This window comes from Aeromonas salmonicida subsp. salmonicida, from assembly GCF_001643305.1.
Classification (GTDB): domain Bacteria; phylum Pseudomonadota; class Gammaproteobacteria; order Enterobacterales; family Aeromonadaceae; genus Aeromonas; species Aeromonas salmonicida.
Genome location: NZ_LSGW01000046.1, coordinates 32,601 through 49,393 on the forward strand (window position 1 = coordinate 32,601; position 16,793 = coordinate 49,393).

Below are 16,793 nucleotides of genomic sequence, written 5' to 3' on the forward strand. Positions count from 1 at the left end.
AGATCAGGCCCGGCCGCCTATGCCAGCACCACGCATTCATATCGTCACACGCAGCCAGCACTGGCTACTTGGTACCCTCGTCATACTGCTGCTTGCCCTCACCTTCCATCAGACTCTGAAACAGGTCACCGAACTCAACGAGCGCGATACCCTCAACATGGCCGCCCGTTTGCGATCCCAATTCCAGCAGATGGAAACCGTGCTCGAGGCCATGCGTGGTCAGGCCGAGGAGCGGCTGCGCAGCAATCCTCAGTCGGCCCTGACCCGCCAGCTTTATCAAGCCCTGCGCACAGATCCTGAGCTGGGATTCTCGCTGGACAAGGTTCCCGCCAACCTGCCCGCCGGGCTCAGCGGCAATCTGACCGGGCTGGGCCGACTGCCTGCCCCGGGCAGCGAGCGAGAAGCCAGACTGCATCTGGCGCTCAGTCTGTCGCCCCTGCTCTCCACCGCCAGCAAACTGCTGGGGGACAAAGTTGCCTGGCTCTACTTCACCGGGGTAGATGACTTTATCTATCTCTACCCCTGGATCCCCTCCAGCGAGTTTCGCTTTCATCGCGCCATCTATCTCAAATCTTACTGGCAGGATGCCCTGAAACAGCAAAACCCCAGCCAGCGCGCCATCGTATCGCGCCCCTACGAAGATTTTGCCGGGGAGGGCCAGATGATTTCCCTGTCACAACCCATAGTGAAGGACCAGGTGCTGGTGGGGGTCATCAGCATAGATGTGCTGCTCGAGCGGCTCGATCGGCTGCTGCATGAATCCACCCCCGCCATTGGCACGCTGTTTTTGGTCAATCAACACCAGCAGATCCTGGCCAGCAGCGCGCAGGGGGCTGACTTTGTCCCAAAGTTCCAGACTGACAGGCATGGTTACCAGTGGCGGCAAGGAGCACTCCAACTGGTCCAGACTATTCCTGATACGCAACTCACCCTGATCCACCGTATCCCGCTGACCGCACTCACCCAGGCACTGTTCTGGCATTCACTCCCTTCCCTGATCACCATCTTCTTCATGATGTGGGCGGCGCTCTCGAGCCTCAAAGCCCGTCGTCTGAACCGGCAGCTCGACTATTTATCCAGTCACGATGCCCTGACCGGCACCTACAATCGCCACTATTTCGACGAATTCGAGCGCCTTCATCTGCGAGCCAAAGCCCGTGAAGTCGGAGTGGTCATGTTCGATTGCGATCACTTCAAACAGGTCAACGACCGCTTCGGTCACGAGGTTGGCGATCAGGTGCTGATCCGGCTGGTCACACTCTGCCAGCCTCTGCTGAAGAAAGAAGATGCCCTGATCCGCTGGGGTGGCGAGGAATTTCTGCTGCTCGCCAGAGGGCGCGAGCCCCTCGAACAACTGGCCGAGCGGCTGCGCCTGCAGATAGCAGAACATCCATGGGAGGAGATAGCGCCAGATCTTGCGGTCACCATCAGTCTGGGCTATCACCATTGCCGTGCCGGGACTCCACTGAAGGAGGCTATCCACCGGGCGGATCTCGCCCTCTATCAAGCCAAAGCCAATGGACGCAATCGAAGCGAAGGCTGGCAGGATGACGGCGCCAAAAACACGGGGTAAGCTGGGAGCCTAACTCACCTCAGGAGAGACAAAGTGTCACGAAAACCCCGCGTGGGATTGGCTCTGGGCAGTGGTGCTGCCCGAGGATGGGCCCATATCGGCATCATACGGGCGCTGGAGCGCCTGGGCGTCAAACCGGATCTGGTGGCAGGTTGCTCCATCGGCAGCTTTGTCGGTGCCGCCTATGCTGCTGGCGAGCTGGACAAGCTGGAGTCCTGGGTGCGCGGCTTCAGCCGGTTGCAGGTGGTCAGCCTGCTCGACCCCGCCCTCTCCGGCGGGCTGTTTCGCGGGGAAAAGGTGTTTGGCATCGCCGCCAATCACCTGGGCGACCCCGTCATCGAGAGCCTGCCCCTTCCCTTCGCCTGCGTTGCCACCGAGCTCGATACCGGCCGCGAGATCTGGCTGAAAGAGGGGCCGCTGCGCCAGTGTGTACGCGCCTCCTGCGGCATGCCTGGCATACTCACCCCCACCCTGGTCGAGGATCGCTGGCTGGTAGATGGCGCCGTGGTCAACCCCGTGCCCATTTCGCTGGCCCGCGCCATGGGGGCCGAGGTGGTGATCGCCGTCAACCTCAACGCCGACATGCACCAGCCCTGGACAGATGAACCGGACGAGCCCGTCACCGGCAACCGCTTCAGTCAGTGGCTGAACCGGGGCGATGGCCCCAATACCCCGGGGATGTGGAGCGTGATGACGGGTTCCATCAACATAATGCAGGAACGCATCACCCGCGCCCGTATGGCGGGGGATCCCCCCGAAATCCAGCTCTGCCCGCGCCTTGGCAGCTTCTCCATCATGGACTTCCACCGGGCCTCCGATGCCATCAACGAAGGGGAAGCCTGTGTCGAACGCAACATGGAGCAACTCAAGGATGAGCTTTCCCGTCTCGGCTTGATTTGACGCCAGGCGCCAACCTGACGAGCCCATAAAAAAGAGCGCCAGCGGCGCTCTTTTGCTTTCTTGCGGTGGGCAAGCCATCAGAACAGCCCCAGCCCCTTTAACATTACGATCAGGATCAGCAGCGGTGACACATAACGGATGATGAAAAACAGCGGCTTGAGGATGGCCAGCTCCAGTTCGCCGTCGTTGGTCAACGCCGCCTTCATCCGCTCGAAACCCCATACCCAGCCCACGAACAGGCAGAGGAAGATACCGCCAAGGGGCATCAACACATTGGATGAGACGAAGTCGAACAGATCGAAGAAGGTCTTGCCGGCGATCTGCACCTCTGCCAGTGAGCTGTTGGAGAGCGCGCAGGTCGACCCGACGGCCCCCAGCACCAGCAAGTTGAGCAGGGTCGCCTTGGGACGGCTCATGTGAAAACGCTCGGATACCACGGACACAGGGACTTCCAGAATGGAGAGCATGGCGCCCGTGGCCGCAATGGCGGAAAGCACGAAGAACAGCACCATGAACAGGTGACCGAAGGGTATGCTGGCGAACACGGCCGGAATCGTGATGAACAGCAGGGAGGGACCCGCCGTTGGCTCGAAGCCGAACGCAAACACAGCCGGGAAGATGGCGATCCCCGCCAGCATGGAGACGAACAGATCGGCGCACATCACCCGGAAGGTAGTCAGCGGTATGTTCTGATCATCCCGAAAATAGCTGCCATAGGTCATCATGCAGCCCATGCCGATGGAAAGCTTGAAAAACGCCAGCCCCATGGCGGTCAGCACCACACCGGCGGTGATCTTGGAAAAGTCCGGCGAGAACAGAAAATGCAGCCCCTGACTCGCCCCTGGCAGGGTCAGACTACGAATGCCGATCACCAGCAGCAGGATGAAGAGCACGGGCATCAGCTTCTTGGTAACAGCCTCGATCCCTCTGGAGACCCCCATCAGCAGTATGCCCCCCATCAGCGCCAGCACCAGCCACTGCCAGAGCAGACTCTGTAGCGGATTGGTGATAAGCGCATTGAAGGCTGCCCCCGTGACCGCAGGATCGGTTGACAGTATCTCGCCGCTGGCCGCCTTGAAGATATAGGCAAACACCCAGGCCGCGACCTCGGAATAGAAAGACATGATGAGGAAGGCCGCAACCACCCCCATCAGGGCAATCAGCCACCAGGGCTGGCCACTGGGTGCCAGCTTGCTCAAGGTCGTCACCGCATCGGCTTTGCCCTTGCGGCCCAGCATGATCTCGGAAATCATCACCGGCAGACCCACCAGCAGGGTGGCAATGACATACACCAGCAGGAAGCTGGCGCCGCCGTTTTCACCGGTCAGGTAGGGAAATTTCCAGATATTGCCTAGCCCGACGGCAGAGCCCAGGGTAGCGGCAAGGACGCCGAATTTGCTGGTAAAGCCATCTCTGGCCTTGGGAAGGATTTGGCTCATGCTTGTCTCACTGTGCGCATCATGCAAGGGATACCCCTAATTTCAGGGTCAGAATTTTCTGAGGATTAATCCGGCTTGCCAAAATATTTTCGCTAAAATCCCGGACGAGAGAACAATTAGCCAAATTTAATTAATTGATGTCATTATTTGATGGATAAAAAAATGCCGCCTCAATGGCGGCATTTTTGTCAAAGCCCAATTAAATCAAGCCTTGGCAATATCGTCCGGACCGATCTGGCCGATTTCGGCGACTTTTTTGTCAGCCAGCAGCCAGAGGGTGAACTTGTGCAGTTCCGGGTGATGAGCCAGTGCCACCAGGAAGGCGCCACCTACTTCACGATAACCCAGTTCATAGTTCTTCAGGGTGGTGGGGGGAACGCCCAGCAGATCGGCAAATTTAGGACGGCTCAAACCGACCGCTTCACGGATCTGACGGATCTTCTTGCCAACAGTTACGATATTTGAATTCATATTGTTCCATACTCCGTACGGCGGATTGACTCCACCTTTATTTTTCGCGACGACTCGTAGTCAAGTGTATCAGTTTTGAACGGACTCGTTATGGTCGAGCCTCTATCTTTAATCAGCGTCTTTCGACGACAACCCTTGTAAACCTCGGGGATGGTAATCGCTCAACCGCCTCAGGTAAACAGTCTCGAAAAGAAACCTTTATTGTTGCCGCCAGAATAACTCGTATAATCCGCCAGCTATCCCTAAAGAGTAAGAACTCATGGCGCTTCCCGGCATAATCTCCTGTTTACATCCAGTTTCAGATCCTGAAGCTCTCACCCGCCAGCTGATGCAAGGTCAGCAGACACGCGCCGAAGCGTTCTGGTTACCCGCCAGCATGCATGAACAGGCGGCAGCGGTTTTGACTGCGCTCGATGACAAATGCAGTCTGTTTCTTGAGCAGCCCGTTGCGGGCCTCTCCCTGCGCAGTCACGATGGCATGGTGCAAGAAGCGCACACACTGCTGCTTGGCAACGGCAACCGCATCACCCTTGCCAAGGTGCCGGGAGATGGAGGCCTGGTGCCCGCCTCCGGGCTAGCCGAAATGGGGCAATGGCTGGAGTCGGGTCACCTGCACTTTCGCTGTTCAGCCGCGGTGCAGCCCGTAGCACGGGCCATCCTCAACATCTGGCCACTCGACCCCTATCTGGCTCGTCATTTCCTGCTCAGTTTTACCCCTTTACTGTGCAAAGCAACCGAAGCCGACTATCTGGCGGTGTTCCAGGCACGCGAATGTCCCGCCATGGCGCAATCTGACTGGGTTCAGGCCTATATGAAACTCGAAAAGAAACTGCACAGAGCCTATTTGGATCACTAATTAATTTGGATAAACAGCCAGTTATCCACACGACACAATTTGCCATATGGACTATGTGTGAGCTTGATCATGTTTTGAAATCGGCATAGAGTGCGCCACGTCATCGGAATGACATTGGCTGTTCGTGAAGGGTTGATTGCATCGCATGCGATGCCAACCGCTCGCTTGTGCACCAGGAATGAGTGCCTCTCGGATGGAACCGGGATCCCTGCCAGCTTCAACACTGTTGTTCGGCAGAGCCTGCAGCTTACATAAATTAAAAAGTGCGAAGCACGTAACCAACGTGCCATCTCAACGAGGATTTTTTTATGATGAAAATGGCTCCTTCCCTGATCGCCATCGCTATGGCCGCCATGGGTGCAACTGCAGCTCACGCCGCTGACGATATCTACTTCGGTGCCGGTGCCGGTGCTGCTCACTTCAACGGTCTGAACAAGATCGAAGGCGTGAAAAATGGTGAAGAAAACGCTGCGGCGGCCAACGCCTTCGTAGGTTACAACTTCAACGAGAACTTCGGTTCCGAACTGGGCTACCTGTACACTGGCCGTGGTAACACCGATGGCAACCGTTACGAGAACCAGGGCGCTACCTTGTCCGGTATCGCTCGTCTGCCGCTGGGGGGCGACTTCTCTGCCTTCGCTGAAGGTGGCGCCTACTGGGCTCACACCGATGGCATGGGCACCAGTGATACCAAAGTATCCCCGCTGGCCGGCCTGGGCGTGACCTACCAGGTAAACGACGCGCTGGATCTGCAAGCTCGCTACCGCTACATGTGGGACGTGGCTGATCTGCACGCCGACAACGTACGCTACAAGTCCAACCAGAGCGTTGCGACCCTGGAAGCCGTATACCACCCGTTCCGCTCTTCCTACGTAGCCCCGGCTCCTGCCCCGGTTGTTGTTGAAGAAGCGCCGGCTCCGGCTCCGATTGTTGAGAAGAACTTTGCCCTGAACTCCGACGTGCTGTTTGCCTTTGGCAAAGACAGCCTGAAGGCCGAAGGCGTCGAAGCGCTCAACTCCCTGTACCAGCAGATCGTTGACTTCCAGCCGAAAGACGGCAGCGCCGTTGTTGTTGGTTACACCGACCGCATCGGTTCCGACGCTTACAACCAGAAGCTGTCTGAAGCCCGTGCCCGTACCGTTGCCAACTTCCTGGTCAGCAAAGGTATGGCTGCCAGCAAAGTTGCTGTTGAAGGTCGTGGCGAAGCCAACCCGGTTACCGGCAACAAGTGTGATGGCGTGAAAGCCAAAGCTCAGCTGATCTCCTGCCTGGCCCCGGACCGTCGCGTTGAAATCCGCGTATCCGGTGTACAAGTAGTTCAGCAATAATCTGACGCCGTTCAGATAATGCGAAAAGGGGATGCCACGGCATCCCCTTTGTCTATCCACTTTCTGCATCTTGATTAAAAACACAACAAGTCGCGTCACTTTCTGTCAAACCGTTTCCCCCGCCACACTCGCTGCCTATTCATGCAACCCTGCGCCAACGCTGGATATCTGTACAGAAACTTGATCAATACGAGTCAAAGGAATACAGTAACCCCGCTTGTAAGGCATTGGATGAACTATTAAAAGTGCTTCTTGCCCGGTTAGTTGTCCATGAAGCCAAGGCTTCATGAGTATCCAGGAACCATCCATTTTTTACTTCGTACCACCCGTGGTCAGCCACGGAGGTCGCCGCTGAAATGTCACTTGCGACCGGTATAACTGAAGAGTGCGCAGTACGCCCTAGCACGGCAAACTCAACGAGGATAAAACGATGAAAATGAAAATGGCACCCGCCCTGATTGCTCTGGCTATCGCGGCCATGGGAACTTCTACCGCTCAGGCAGCCGACGATTGGTACACAGGTATCGGTGCAGGTTGGGCTTATGGCCACGACCTGAACGACTTTGGCAAAGACGCCGACAAGGATGCCACAGCGCTCTCCCTGTTTGGTGGTTACAACTTCAATGATTACTACGCTGCCGAGCTGGGTTATCTCTATGCCGGTAAAGCGGGCGTCGACGGTGTCGACTTCAAGACCCAGGGTGCCACCCTGTCCGGCCTTGCCCGTCTGCCCCTGAACGACATTTTCTCCGTGTTTGCAGAAGGCGGTGCCTACTTCAACCACGTCAACGGCAACGGCAACAGCGACAACGGCACAGCGCCGCTGGCGGGTGTCGGCCTGACCGCCAAGCTCTCCGACCTCATCGACGTACAAGCCCGCTACCGTTACATGTGGAACCTGGGTGATGAGCAGAAGACCTGGGAAACCAACATGAGTGTGGCCACTCTGGAACTGGTGATGCACCCGAATCGCACCTCCTATGTGGCGCCTGTCGCTGCGCCAGCGCCCGAGCCGGTACCTGAACCTGTCGTGGTCGACAAGAGCTTCGCCCTGAGCTCGGACGTGCTGTTTGCCTTTGGCAAATCCACTCTGAAGCCGGAAGGGGTTGCTGCGCTGAACACCCTGTATCAGCAAATCGTCGACGTGCAGCCCAAAGATGGCAGCGCCGTAGTCGTCGGTTACACCGACCGCATCGGCTCTGACGCCTACAACCTGAAGCTGTCAGAAGCTCGCGCCCGCACTGTGGCAGACTTCCTGGTCGGCAAGGGTCTGCCAGCTGGCAAGGTTGCCATTGAAGGGCGTGGCGAAGCCAGCCCGGTGACCGGCACCCAGTGTGACGGCATCAAGGCCAAGGCTCAGCTGATCGCCTGCCTGGCCCCGGATCGTCGTGTTGAAGTACGCGTCACCGGCATTCAGGAAGTGACTCAGTAACAAGCCCTAAATGCACATGAAGGAGGCCGTCCGGCCTCCTTTTTTATTGTGTTTTTACTGCATTCAGCCGCATCCCGGCACCATTTCGTGATCCTCTCCCCATCCTTGTCGCCCAACATGGTCAAACACCCTTTATCGCCTATAAATAGTGGTGGTTGTACATAACAGGGCCGGAGCCCTACGACACCATGCATCGACGAGGATACGCGATGAACATAAAACTGAAACCTGTTTGGATTGCTTTGGCACTGGCGAGCGCGGGGGCGCTGGCAGCACCGGTCAACGACTGGTACGTCGGGGCTGGTGGAGGCTGGGCCATCGCCCACGATCTGGGTGATTTTGGCAAGGATGCGAGCAAGGACGCCACAGCGCTCACCTTGTTTGGCGGCTACAACTTCACCGAAAATCTGGGGGCCGAGCTCGGCTATCTGTCGACCGGTGACTGGGATGTACAAGGTACCGACTTCAGCAGTCAGGGAGCCACCCTGTCTGTGATCGGCAGGCTGCCACTGGGTGACATCTTCTCGGTGTTTGCCGAGGGCGGCGGTTACCTTTACCACGTCAAATCCATCAACGGTGGTGATGACAACCTGGCTCCGCTGGCGGGACTTGGGCTGACGGCCAAACTGCACGACTGGGTCGATATCCAGGCACGCTACCGCTATCTGGTCCGGGTCGGTGATGACTCTGACAACGACAAGGTCGGCAGCGGCACCCAGCGCTGGGTGAGCGACATCAGCACCGCCACGCTGGAGCTGGTGATCCATCCCAACCGCAGCAAGACGGTCGCACCAGCCCCCGCCCCCGTTCTGGTCGCACCTCCCCCACCCCCCGCCCCGGAACCAGTAGATCAGACCTTCAACCTGAGCTCGGATGTGCTGTTCGCGTTCGGCAAGGCAGAGCTGAAACCGGAAGGGATGCAGGCACTGGATGCACTCTACCAGCAGATAGTAGATGTTCAGCCCAAGGATGGCAGCGCTCTCGTAATGGGTTATACAGACCGCATCGGCTCGGATATCAACAATCTGGCGCTGTCGGAAGCCCGAGCAAGCACTGTGGCCAACTTCCTGATTGGCAAAGGTTTACCCGCCGACAAGGTGAGCATTCAGGGCAATGGCGAGAGCAATCCGGTCACCGGCAGTCAGTGTGATGCCATCAAGGCCAAAGCGGCCCTCATCGATTGCCTGGGGCCGGATCGCCGGGTCGAAGTCAGGGTAACAGGGGTGCAAGGTACTCCCGAAGCACCGGTGGCAGAAGCCGAGATGTAACAGGCCAGACTCGTCAGCCGTGCACAAAAAAGGGATGCCGAGGCATCCCTTTTGCATTTTCGCTTGTTGCGCGCAGCGAGAGGATCAGAAGGAGGTACGGCGATAGCGCCGGTACTCGGGCCGCCAGAAATTCGCTTCGATGGCCTGATCGATCACCTCATCCGGGGTCTGTACCGCCTTGCCCTGCAGCATGGCGGTCTTGGCTACCATCTTGGCGATGTAGCGGGAGACCTGATGGATGTCTGCCAGATCCGGCAGCAGGGAACCTTCAGCCCCCTTTACCAGCGGCGAGCACTCCGCCAGGGCGCGGCTGGCCGACATCAGCATAGCATCGGTCACGCGGGTGGCACCGGAGGCGATGACGCCAAGCCCTATCCCCGGGAAGATGAAGGAGTTGTTGCACTGGGCAATGACGTAACGCTTGCCCTTGTACTCCACGGGGGCGAACGGGCTGCCGGTGGCGACCAGCGCCTGACCGTCGGTCCAGCGAATGAGATCCGCCGGCGTCGCTTCCACCCGTGAGGTGGGGTTGGAGAGCGGGAATATGATGGGACGGGTGCAGTGCTTGTGCATCGTCTTGACCACCTCTTCGGTGAACAGACCCGGCTGACCGGAAACCCCGATCAGGATATCCGGGCGACCATGCTCCATCACCTCCAGCAAGGAGATGTTGTCCCCCACCGGCCAGTCAGCGATGCGACCCACCGGCTGGGAGAGGCGGCGCTGGAAATCGAGCTGGTTGGGAATCTTGTCGGTAATGAGACCAAAACGATCCACCATGAAGACCCGGCCACGGGCCTGGGCATCCGTCAGCCCTTCGGCCTTCATCTGCGCCACTATCTGCTCGGCGATGCCGCAACCTGCGCTGCCCGCACCGAGGAAGGCGACCCGCTTCTCGGAGAGCTTGGCGCCGGAGGCCTTGCAGGCGGCGATCAGGCTGCCGAGCGTCACGGCGGCCGTGCCCTGAATATCGTCGTTGAAGCAGCAGAGCTCGTTCTTGTAGCGGTTGAGCAACGGCATGGCATTGTTCTGGGCGAAATCCTCGAATTGCAGCAGGATATCGGGCCAGCGACGCTTGACCGCCTGGATGAAGGCATCGACGAACTCGGCATACTCTTCCCCCGAGATACGCGGATTGCGCCAGCCCATGTAGAAGGGGTCGCTGAGCAGCTGCTGGTTGTTGGTACCCACGTCCAGCACCACAGGCAGGCAGTAAGCAGGAGAGATGCCGCCACAGGCGGTGTAGAGCGACAGCTTGCCGATGGGAATGCCCATGCCGCCGATCCCCTGATCGCCAAGACCCAGGATCCGCTCGCCATCGGTGACCACGATTACCTTGACGTTCTGCTTGGTGGCGTTTTGCAGCATGTCATCGATCCTGTCCTTGTCCGGATAGGAGATGAAGAGACCGCGGGCGCGGCGATAGATGTTGGAGAACTCCTCGCACGCCTTGCCCACGGTCGGGGTGTAGATGACGGGCAGCATCTCGGTCAGGTGGTTGTGCAACAGACGGTAAAAGAGCGTCTCGTTGGTGTCCTGGATATTACGCAGATAGATGTGCTTGTCCAGATCGTTGCCAAACGCCATGAACTGGCGGTAGGCACGCTCGGCCTGCTCTTCGATGGTCTCGATATTCTGGGGCAACAGCCCTTCCAGATTGAAGCTGCTGCGCTCCTCGCTGGTGAAGGCGCAGCCCTTGTTGAGCAGCGGTGTCTCCAGCAGGGCGGGACCGGCATAGGGGATGTAGAGGGGACGTTTCTGATTATTATCTTCAAACATGTTTCTGGTACCTAAACGATGGCCTGGACGAAGGAACCTGCCGATCCTATGAGCTTGCGCCACGAATTTCAAAGAGTTTGCACATTCGTTGCAAAAGGTTTGCGACCCAGGCGGCGAAAGGCACCGGGGGTCTGACCAGTCAGCTGGCGAAAGCGGTTCGCAAAGTTGGCGCCATCGCTGTAACCGACCCGATTGGCAAGCTCGGCAAGGGGCCAGTTGGTGTAGAGCAGCAACTGGCGCGCCTTGTTCATTCGCAGTCGGGTAAGCCAGGCCATGGGCCCCATGCCGAACACCTGCTGGCAGAGGCGATGTAGATGGGGAACAGAGCAGGCCATCTGACCAGCGAGCAAGGCCACGCTCCAGGGCTCGTCAAGGCGCGCCTCCACCCGGCGAAACAGCGCCTGCAACCTCAGCTCGGGGGTGCCGCGTACCTCCCCTTGCAGAGTGCGTTCCAGCAGCGCCAACAACAGGCTGAGCAACTGGGGTTGCAGGGGTGAACGGACTCCCTCTCCCTGCATCAGACTGAGCAGATGGTAGAGCTGCTCCCCCTCATCCCCTTGCCAGATACGGTGACCAAGCCGATGCAGGTGCTGCCAGCGCGGCACGTCATCGAGCAAAATCCAGCTGATCTGCCAGCGCTCCCCAATCAGCTTGAGGCCACCGGGCACGGCGGCGGGCAGGAAAATCAGCGAGCCGGCCGGAATGGCTTGCTCCCCCGCGTCGGTGAGCAGGGCGCCTCCCTCGTCGTGGCTCACCATCAGGATGTGGAACTCGGGCCGGTTGCGGCGAATGAGGTAGTGATCCCTGAGCCGGGAGAGACCGCTGAGGAAGATCCCCGCCTCACCGAGCAGGGGCAGCCCTTCGCGCCCCAGCATCCGCTCCTCGCAACCAGGGGCAATTTCCAGACACTCGCTGATAAATGCCATAACGCCTCAACAAGATAGTTTTGCACAAGAAAGCCGAGAGATGCTCACAGTGAACCCTCTCTCACCAGCCCCTATCATACCCATGACAAACCTTGCTTTTCACATACCCGGTTAACATAAATGAATTATTGGCAAGCGATTTTAAAACAAACCACCGATCGCGACTTCATGGCCCGACTGTGGCGACTGGCCCTGCCAGTGTCACTGCAGTCCATGATGTTCTCCCTGCTGGGTCTCATCGACATCATGATGGTGAGCCAGCTTGGCACCACGGCAGTGGCGGCGGTCGGCTTGGGTAACCGGGTCTTCTTCTTCAATCTGCTGGTGATAGCGGGGCTCTCGGGGGGAGTCTCTGTATTGGCAGCCCAATATTACGGTCGCGGCGAGCTGGCCGGGGTGCGCCGCTCCCTGGCGCTGGCGCTGGTCGGTGCCCTGCTTGTGAGCCTGCCGTTTGCGCTCATCTATGTACTCGCGCCGGGCAGCGTACTGGGCTTTGCCAGCCAGGACCCCGAGCTGCGCCTGCTGGCCGATGAGTTCCTGATGATCACAGGCGCCACCATACTCTGCACCGCCATCGTAGTGCCGCTGGAGGCGGCCCTGCGATCCGTGGGCAACGCCGCCGCCCCGACCCGGATCGGCATCATCGCCATCATTGCCAACGTCATCCTCAACTATGCCCTCATCTTCGGCCATTTTGGCTTCGAGGCCATGGGCGTGGCAGGCTCTGCCTGGGGCACCACGATTTCACGCCTGCTGCAGACAGCACTGCTGATCTTCTATCTGGTGCGCCAGGAGCCCCGCCTGATCCCGCGTAAAACCGACTGGCGGGCCGCCTTTCGGCGCAAGGAGGTGGTGCGCTTCACCCTGATCGCCCTGCCACTGCTGTTCCACGACGGGCTCTGGGCCTTCGGCATGCTGATCTACGGTTTTCTCTATGCTCATCTTGACACGGATTCGCTCGCCATCATGACCACACTGGGGACGCTGGAGAGCATCCTCATCTCCCTCTTCTTCGGGCTGGCGGTGGCCTGCTCCACCCTTCTCGGCCACCGACTCGGGGCGGAAGAGTACGAAGCCGCCTGGCAGCACTCCCAGCTGTTCCTGCTGCTGGCCCCCATAGGTGCTCTGTTGGTGGGGATAGCTGTCTGGCTGCTGCAAACCAATCTGCTGCAATGGGTAGGCAACCTGCCGGGCTCCCTGATGGGAGAGGCGAGTCAGGTGCTCGCCGTCATGTGTCTGGGCATGCTGCTCAAGGTGTTCAACATGGTGGGCATCATAGGCGTGCTGCGCTCAGGCGGCGATGTGAACTACAGCATCTTCATCGACATCATCGCCATGTGGTGCATCGGCCTGCCGCTGGCCTGGGTAGCTGTCAGCCTGCTCGGCTGGCCCCTCTCCTGGGTGGTGGCAGTGGTGCTGCTGGAGGAGCTGTGCAAGGTGTTTCTGGTACTGCACAGGATCCGCCAGCGTCACTGGCTCAGAAATCTGGTGATGGGGTAAAGCGGGAAGGGGCAAAACACGGGGTCATATCAATGACAGAAAAACCCTGTTTGCAGTATGCTTTCCACCTCTTCAATCAGAGACAGGGCGCCACTGTGTGAAGTGGTGCAATGCCCTGTCCAGTAGTCGTTTAAGGAGACGAGCATGCAACCACAAAAAGAGCTGATCACCGAGACTGCCCTGCTGGAGATGGCCAACGGCATCATCAAGAGCCACGAAGACTTCATCCACGGCATGCGCGCCGATTCGGTGGAACAGAAAGGGGATATTCTGGTGTTCAAGGGGGAATTCTTCCTGGCCGAAGATGGCACTCCAACCGGCAAGACAATGGCGGTGTTCAACATGTTCAAACTGCTTGCCCAGCAGCTCTCTGGCAAATATCAGCTGAGCTGAGATAACCAGGCTGCCAGCAAGATGCCGCCCTCAGGCGGCATCTGTCTTTGCGGGCGGGTTCAGACCAGGCTCACCCGCCAGCTCCCCGACCACGCAGTTGCGCCCCGCCATCTTGGCCATGTAGAGGCATTCGTCAGCCCGATTGAGCAGATCTTCGACGCTCTCGCCGCGCTGGGCCAGGGTCAGACCGATACTCACCGTTACCTCCAGCAGCTCATCCGAGGTGGGGCTCTTCACCAGTCGCGCCTCTACTGCCACCCGCAGCCGCTCCGCCACCCGCTTCGCCTGGGCCAGCTCGCCGCAACGGGGCAACAGGATGGCAAACTCCTCGCCACCATAGCGGCCCAGCACCATGCCGGGCTCCAGCTGTTCTGCCAGGGTCGCCGCAACCTCTTTCAGCACCGCATCCCCCGCCAGATGACCAAAGGTGTCATTGATGCGCTTGAACCTGTCCAGATCCAGCAGCATGACGGCGAAGGGGGAGTGCTTATGATCCATGGTTACCCTGGCTTTGTCGAGCTGCTTCATCAGCAGGCGGCGGTTCATCATGCCGGTCAGTTCGTCCGTGGTGGACTCCCGGTAGAGCTGCAGCAGCATGTTGAGCTGGCCACACTGCACCCAGGCGCTGGTCATGGCAAACAACCCCAGCAACCAGACCTGATTGAGGGTCTGCATGCTCCACAGCGGCTGCCCCACCAGCAGCCAGTTCCCCACCAGGGTGGTCACCATAATGCCCCCTGTCAACTGCAAACTGAGGGAGAGCGGAATGGGGAAGATGGCAAACAGGCTGATGAGCAGATAGGGAAACGCCATGTAGCCCGCTTGCAGCTCCTGATCTGCACCGAAGCTGTGCTGGCAGATAAGGGCAAACAGCAGCATCACCGTCATCAGATAGCCCAGCGCCCACTTCATGCGCTCGCGCTGGAAATGGATAAGATAGGAGAAGGGAATGAGCGGAGAGAGGGCCAGCAGGCAGAAAATCCGGGCCTGAAGCAGCGCATCAAACTGGGCGGCAGGCAGGGTCAACCAGTCCACCAATGCCCAGGCGGGCAGCCCCACCATCAGTAAACAAGTGAGCAGACGCAGACGCACCGTCATAAAGCCCATGCGGGTCAGGGTAAAATCTTCGGAGTGGGCACGGGCACTCCAGAACTCCGACAGCTTCAGCATCCAGAGCCTCCAAGTCACGAGAGAGGGCTCATTCTACGCCGTGAAAGTACAAAATCCTATGGAACAGACGCCATTTGAGGGCGAGCACCGTCACACAAACCGGCGGATCATAAACGCCATGCGCAAACGTTTCAACCCATGGAAAAATAAACCGGTTTCAGCCCGAATTAGCGCTGGTCAGCCTGATTTCAATCACTAAAATAGCGCCCAATTTTCTCCCCCCTCCCCCCACACATTCGAGGTATTTATGGAACAGGCTGCCGCCGCGCGCGCAACCAGAGAGGCACATCCCCCCAGACGTGCCCACAGCGAACTGGTCTATGGCATAGACGATGTCCCCCCCCTGCCCCAGACCCTGTTCGCCGCCCTGCAGCATATGCTCGCCATGTTTGTCGCCATCATCACTCCGCCCCTCATCATCGCCAACGCCCTCGGCCTCCCTGCCGCCGACACCCGTTATATCGTCTCCATGTCGCTGGTCATGTCCGGCATCGCCTCCTTCATCCAGACCCGCCGCTTCGGCCCCATCGGTTCCGGCCTGCTCTCGGTACAGGGCACCAGCTTCAATTTCCTCGGTCCCATCATCGCCAGTGGCCTCGCTCTCAAACAGGCAGCCATGCCTACCGAGGATCTGCTGGGTACCCTGTTTGGCACCATGCTGGTGGCCGCCCTCACCATGGTGGTGATGAGCCGCTTCCTCCATCTGGTCAAGCAGGTGATCACCCCGTTGGTAACCGGCATAGTGGTGCTGCTGATCGGCCTGACCCTGATCAAGGTGGGACTCATCAGCATGGGTGGCGGTTACGCCGCGCTCTCTGACGGCAGCTTCGCCAGCCACAGCAACCTCTTTCTCTCCCTGCTGGTGCTGGGTCTTATCGTGCTGCTGCAGCGCAGCCGCAACCCCTGGCTGCGCCTCTCCGCCATCATGATCGCCATGCTGGTGGGCTATGCGGCAGCACTGATACTGGGCAAGGTCACGGCCCCCACCTTCGACGGTCCCCTGGTGATGGTGCCGATCCCGCTCCACTACGGGCTCGGCTTTGACTGGCAGCTGTTTGTGCCGCTGGCCATCATCTTCGTGGTGACTGCGCTTGAAGCCATCGGCGACATGACGGCCACATCGGACATCTCGGGGGAACCGCTGAAAGGGCCCGTCTACATGGCGCGGATCAAGGGGGGCGTGCTGGCCGATGGCGCCAACTCCATGCTGGCGGCGGTCTTCTCCACCTTCCCCATGTCCACCTTTGCCCAGAACAACGGCGTCATCCAGCTGACCGGGGTGGCCAGTCGCCATGTCGGCCTCTTTATCGCCGCCATGCTCGCCCTGCTCGGCCTGTTCCCGGCGGTCGCCAGTCTGGTGCAGCAGATCCCGGAACCCGTGCTGGGTGGAGCCACCATCGTCATGTTCGGCACCATAGCCGCAGCCGGGGTGCGCATCATCTCCCGTGAGGAGCTGGACAGGCGCGCCCTCATGATACTGGCAGTGTCGCTGGCCATGGGACTGGGTGTGGCACAGGTGCCTGAAGTGCTGCAACATCTGCCGGAGCTGGCCAAAAGCGTGCTCTCCTATGGCGTTGCCACCGGTGGCCTCACCGCCATCATCATGAACCTGCTGCTGCCCAAACGCGGCATCTCTCATCCATGAGTGGCCTCTCGCTGATAACGCTGCACATTGCATAACCCAGGTAGATGATCCAGGCCCCGCACTGCGGGGCTTTACCTTGCCGGTTCCCGCAGGTAGTGTGCTGGGCAGCCTTT

The 16,793-nt window shown here is 59.2% G+C and carries 14 protein-coding genes; 9 read left to right on the forward strand and 5 right to left on the reverse strand.

The window, feature by feature from the left end:
* Positions 1-19: 19 nt before the first annotated feature.
* Positions 20-1,573: a sensor domain-containing diguanylate cyclase gene (locus AXW79_RS05360; RefSeq protein ID WP_005316802.1), complete on the forward strand. Its 1,554-nt coding sequence runs from the start codon at positions 20-22 to the stop codon at positions 1,571-1,573.
* A 33-nt stretch (positions 1,574-1,606) separates the two neighbouring features.
* Positions 1,607-2,473: a patatin-like phospholipase RssA gene (rssA, locus tag AXW79_RS05365; RefSeq protein ID WP_011898481.1), complete on the forward strand. Its 867-nt coding sequence runs from the start codon at positions 1,607-1,609 to the stop codon at positions 2,471-2,473.
* Between the two features lie 77 nt (positions 2,474-2,550).
* Here the strand turns inward: rssA and AXW79_RS05370 are convergent, their stop codons facing one another.
* Both AXW79_RS05370 and AXW79_RS05375 read right to left on the reverse strand, forming a co-directional pair.
* A complete protein-coding gene (locus AXW79_RS05370; protein ID WP_005316804.1) occupies positions 2,551-3,912 on the reverse strand; it encodes a sodium-dependent transporter in 1,362 nt (453 codons plus the stop codon).
* A 204-nt stretch (positions 3,913-4,116) separates the two neighbouring features.
* Positions 4,117-4,383 (reverse strand): helix-turn-helix domain-containing protein, encoded by a 267-nt coding sequence (locus AXW79_RS05375; protein WP_005298604.1) that lies wholly within the window; start codon positions 4,381-4,383, stop codon positions 4,117-4,119.
* A 259-nt stretch (positions 4,384-4,642) separates the two neighbouring features.
* On the opposite strand from AXW79_RS05375, the gene AXW79_RS05380 reads away from it, so the two are divergent.
* From AXW79_RS05380 to AXW79_RS05395, 4 genes are all read left to right on the forward strand, one after another.
* Positions 4,643-5,239, forward strand: a complete 597-nt coding sequence (locus AXW79_RS05380; RefSeq protein ID WP_011898480.1) for a hypothetical protein — start codon at positions 4,643-4,645, stop codon at positions 5,237-5,239.
* 308 nt (positions 5,240-5,547) lie between these two features.
* The gene (gene ompAI, locus AXW79_RS05385; protein ID WP_005316809.1) at positions 5,548-6,567 is read left to right on the forward strand and encodes a porin OmpAI; all 1,020 of its coding nucleotides are present in this window, start codon (positions 5,548-5,550) and stop codon (positions 6,565-6,567) included.
* Between the two features lie 430 nt (positions 6,568-6,997).
* Entirely contained in the window at positions 6,998-7,999 is a 1,002-nt protein-coding gene (gene ompAII / locus AXW79_RS05390; protein ID WP_005316811.1) for a porin OmpAII, read from the forward strand.
* A gap of 209 nt (positions 8,000-8,208) precedes the next feature.
* Positions 8,209-9,267 (forward strand): OmpA family protein, encoded by a 1,059-nt coding sequence (locus tag AXW79_RS05395; RefSeq protein ID WP_011898479.1) that lies wholly within the window; start codon positions 8,209-8,211, stop codon positions 9,265-9,267.
* Between the two features lie 84 nt (positions 9,268-9,351).
* Here AXW79_RS05395 and AXW79_RS05400 read toward each other — a convergent pair whose 3' ends face one another.
* Both AXW79_RS05400 and AXW79_RS05405 read right to left on the reverse strand, forming a co-directional pair.
* The gene (locus tag AXW79_RS05400; protein ID WP_005316813.1) at positions 9,352-11,046 is read right to left on the reverse strand and encodes an NAD-dependent malic enzyme; all 1,695 of its coding nucleotides are present in this window, start codon (positions 11,044-11,046) and stop codon (positions 9,352-9,354) included.
* Between the two features lie 68 nt (positions 11,047-11,114).
* Positions 11,115-11,972: a helix-turn-helix transcriptional regulator gene (locus AXW79_RS05405; protein ID WP_042467953.1), complete on the reverse strand. Its 858-nt coding sequence runs from the start codon at positions 11,970-11,972 to the stop codon at positions 11,115-11,117.
* A gap of 120 nt (positions 11,973-12,092) precedes the next feature.
* Here AXW79_RS05405 and AXW79_RS05410 point away from each other — a divergent pair, with 120 nt between their 5' ends.
* Positions 12,093-13,472 (forward strand): MATE family efflux transporter, encoded by a 1,380-nt coding sequence (locus AXW79_RS05410; RefSeq protein WP_005316817.1) that lies wholly within the window; start codon positions 12,093-12,095, stop codon positions 13,470-13,472.
* A gap of 144 nt (positions 13,473-13,616) precedes the next feature.
* Positions 13,617-13,865, forward strand: a complete 249-nt coding sequence (locus AXW79_RS05415; protein WP_005316818.1) for a YciN family protein — start codon at positions 13,617-13,619, stop codon at positions 13,863-13,865.
* A gap of 30 nt (positions 13,866-13,895) precedes the next feature.
* On the opposite strand, the gene AXW79_RS05420 is transcribed toward AXW79_RS05415, so the two are convergent.
* Positions 13,896-15,035, reverse strand: a complete 1,140-nt coding sequence (locus tag AXW79_RS05420) for a GGDEF domain-containing protein (protein WP_005316819.1) — start codon at positions 15,033-15,035, stop codon at positions 13,896-13,898.
* 247 nt (positions 15,036-15,282) lie between these two features.
* Between AXW79_RS05420 and AXW79_RS05425 the strand changes: the two genes are divergently transcribed.
* A complete protein-coding gene (locus tag AXW79_RS05425) occupies positions 15,283-16,680 on the forward strand; it encodes a nucleobase:cation symporter-2 family protein (RefSeq protein ID WP_005316820.1) in 1,398 nt (465 codons plus the stop codon).
* Positions 16,681-16,793: the final 113 nt, after the last annotated feature.

Excerpts from the sequence above, each read along its gene's own strand:
- AXW79_RS05420 (WP_005316819.1), bottom strand. The coding sequence starts at position 15,035 with ATGCTGAAGCTGTCGGAGTTCTGGAGTGCCCGTGCCCACTCCGAAGAT.
- AXW79_RS05375 (WP_005298604.1), bottom strand. The coding sequence starts at position 4,383 with ATGAATTCAAATATCGTAACTGTTGGCAAGAAGATCCGTCAGATCCGT.
- AXW79_RS05400 (WP_005316813.1), bottom strand. The coding sequence starts at position 11,046 with ATGTTTGAAGATAATAATCAGAAACGTCCCCTCTACATCCCCTATGCC.
- AXW79_RS05425 (WP_005316820.1), top strand. The coding sequence starts at position 15,283 with ATGGAACAGGCTGCCGCCGCGCGCGCAACCAGAGAGGCACATCCCCCC.
- AXW79_RS05370 (WP_005316804.1), bottom strand. The coding sequence starts at position 3,912 with ATGAGCCAAATCCTTCCCAAGGCCAGAGATGGCTTTACCAGCAAATTC.
- AXW79_RS05360 (WP_005316802.1), top strand. The coding sequence starts at position 20 with ATGCCAGCACCACGCATTCATATCGTCACACGCAGCCAGCACTGGCTA.
- AXW79_RS05405 (WP_042467953.1), bottom strand. The coding sequence starts at position 11,972 with ATGGCATTTATCAGCGAGTGTCTGGAAATTGCCCCTGGTTGCGAGGAG.
- AXW79_RS05410 (WP_005316817.1), top strand. The coding sequence starts at position 12,093 with ATGAATTATTGGCAAGCGATTTTAAAACAAACCACCGATCGCGACTTC.
- AXW79_RS05380 (WP_011898480.1), top strand. The coding sequence starts at position 4,643 with ATGGCGCTTCCCGGCATAATCTCCTGTTTACATCCAGTTTCAGATCCT.
- AXW79_RS05415 (WP_005316818.1), top strand. The coding sequence starts at position 13,617 with ATGCAACCACAAAAAGAGCTGATCACCGAGACTGCCCTGCTGGAGATG.
- ompAII (WP_005316811.1), top strand. The coding sequence starts at position 6,998 with ATGAAAATGAAAATGGCACCCGCCCTGATTGCTCTGGCTATCGCGGCC.
- AXW79_RS05395 (WP_011898479.1), top strand. The coding sequence starts at position 8,209 with ATGAACATAAAACTGAAACCTGTTTGGATTGCTTTGGCACTGGCGAGC.
- ompAI (WP_005316809.1), top strand. The coding sequence starts at position 5,548 with ATGATGAAAATGGCTCCTTCCCTGATCGCCATCGCTATGGCCGCCATG.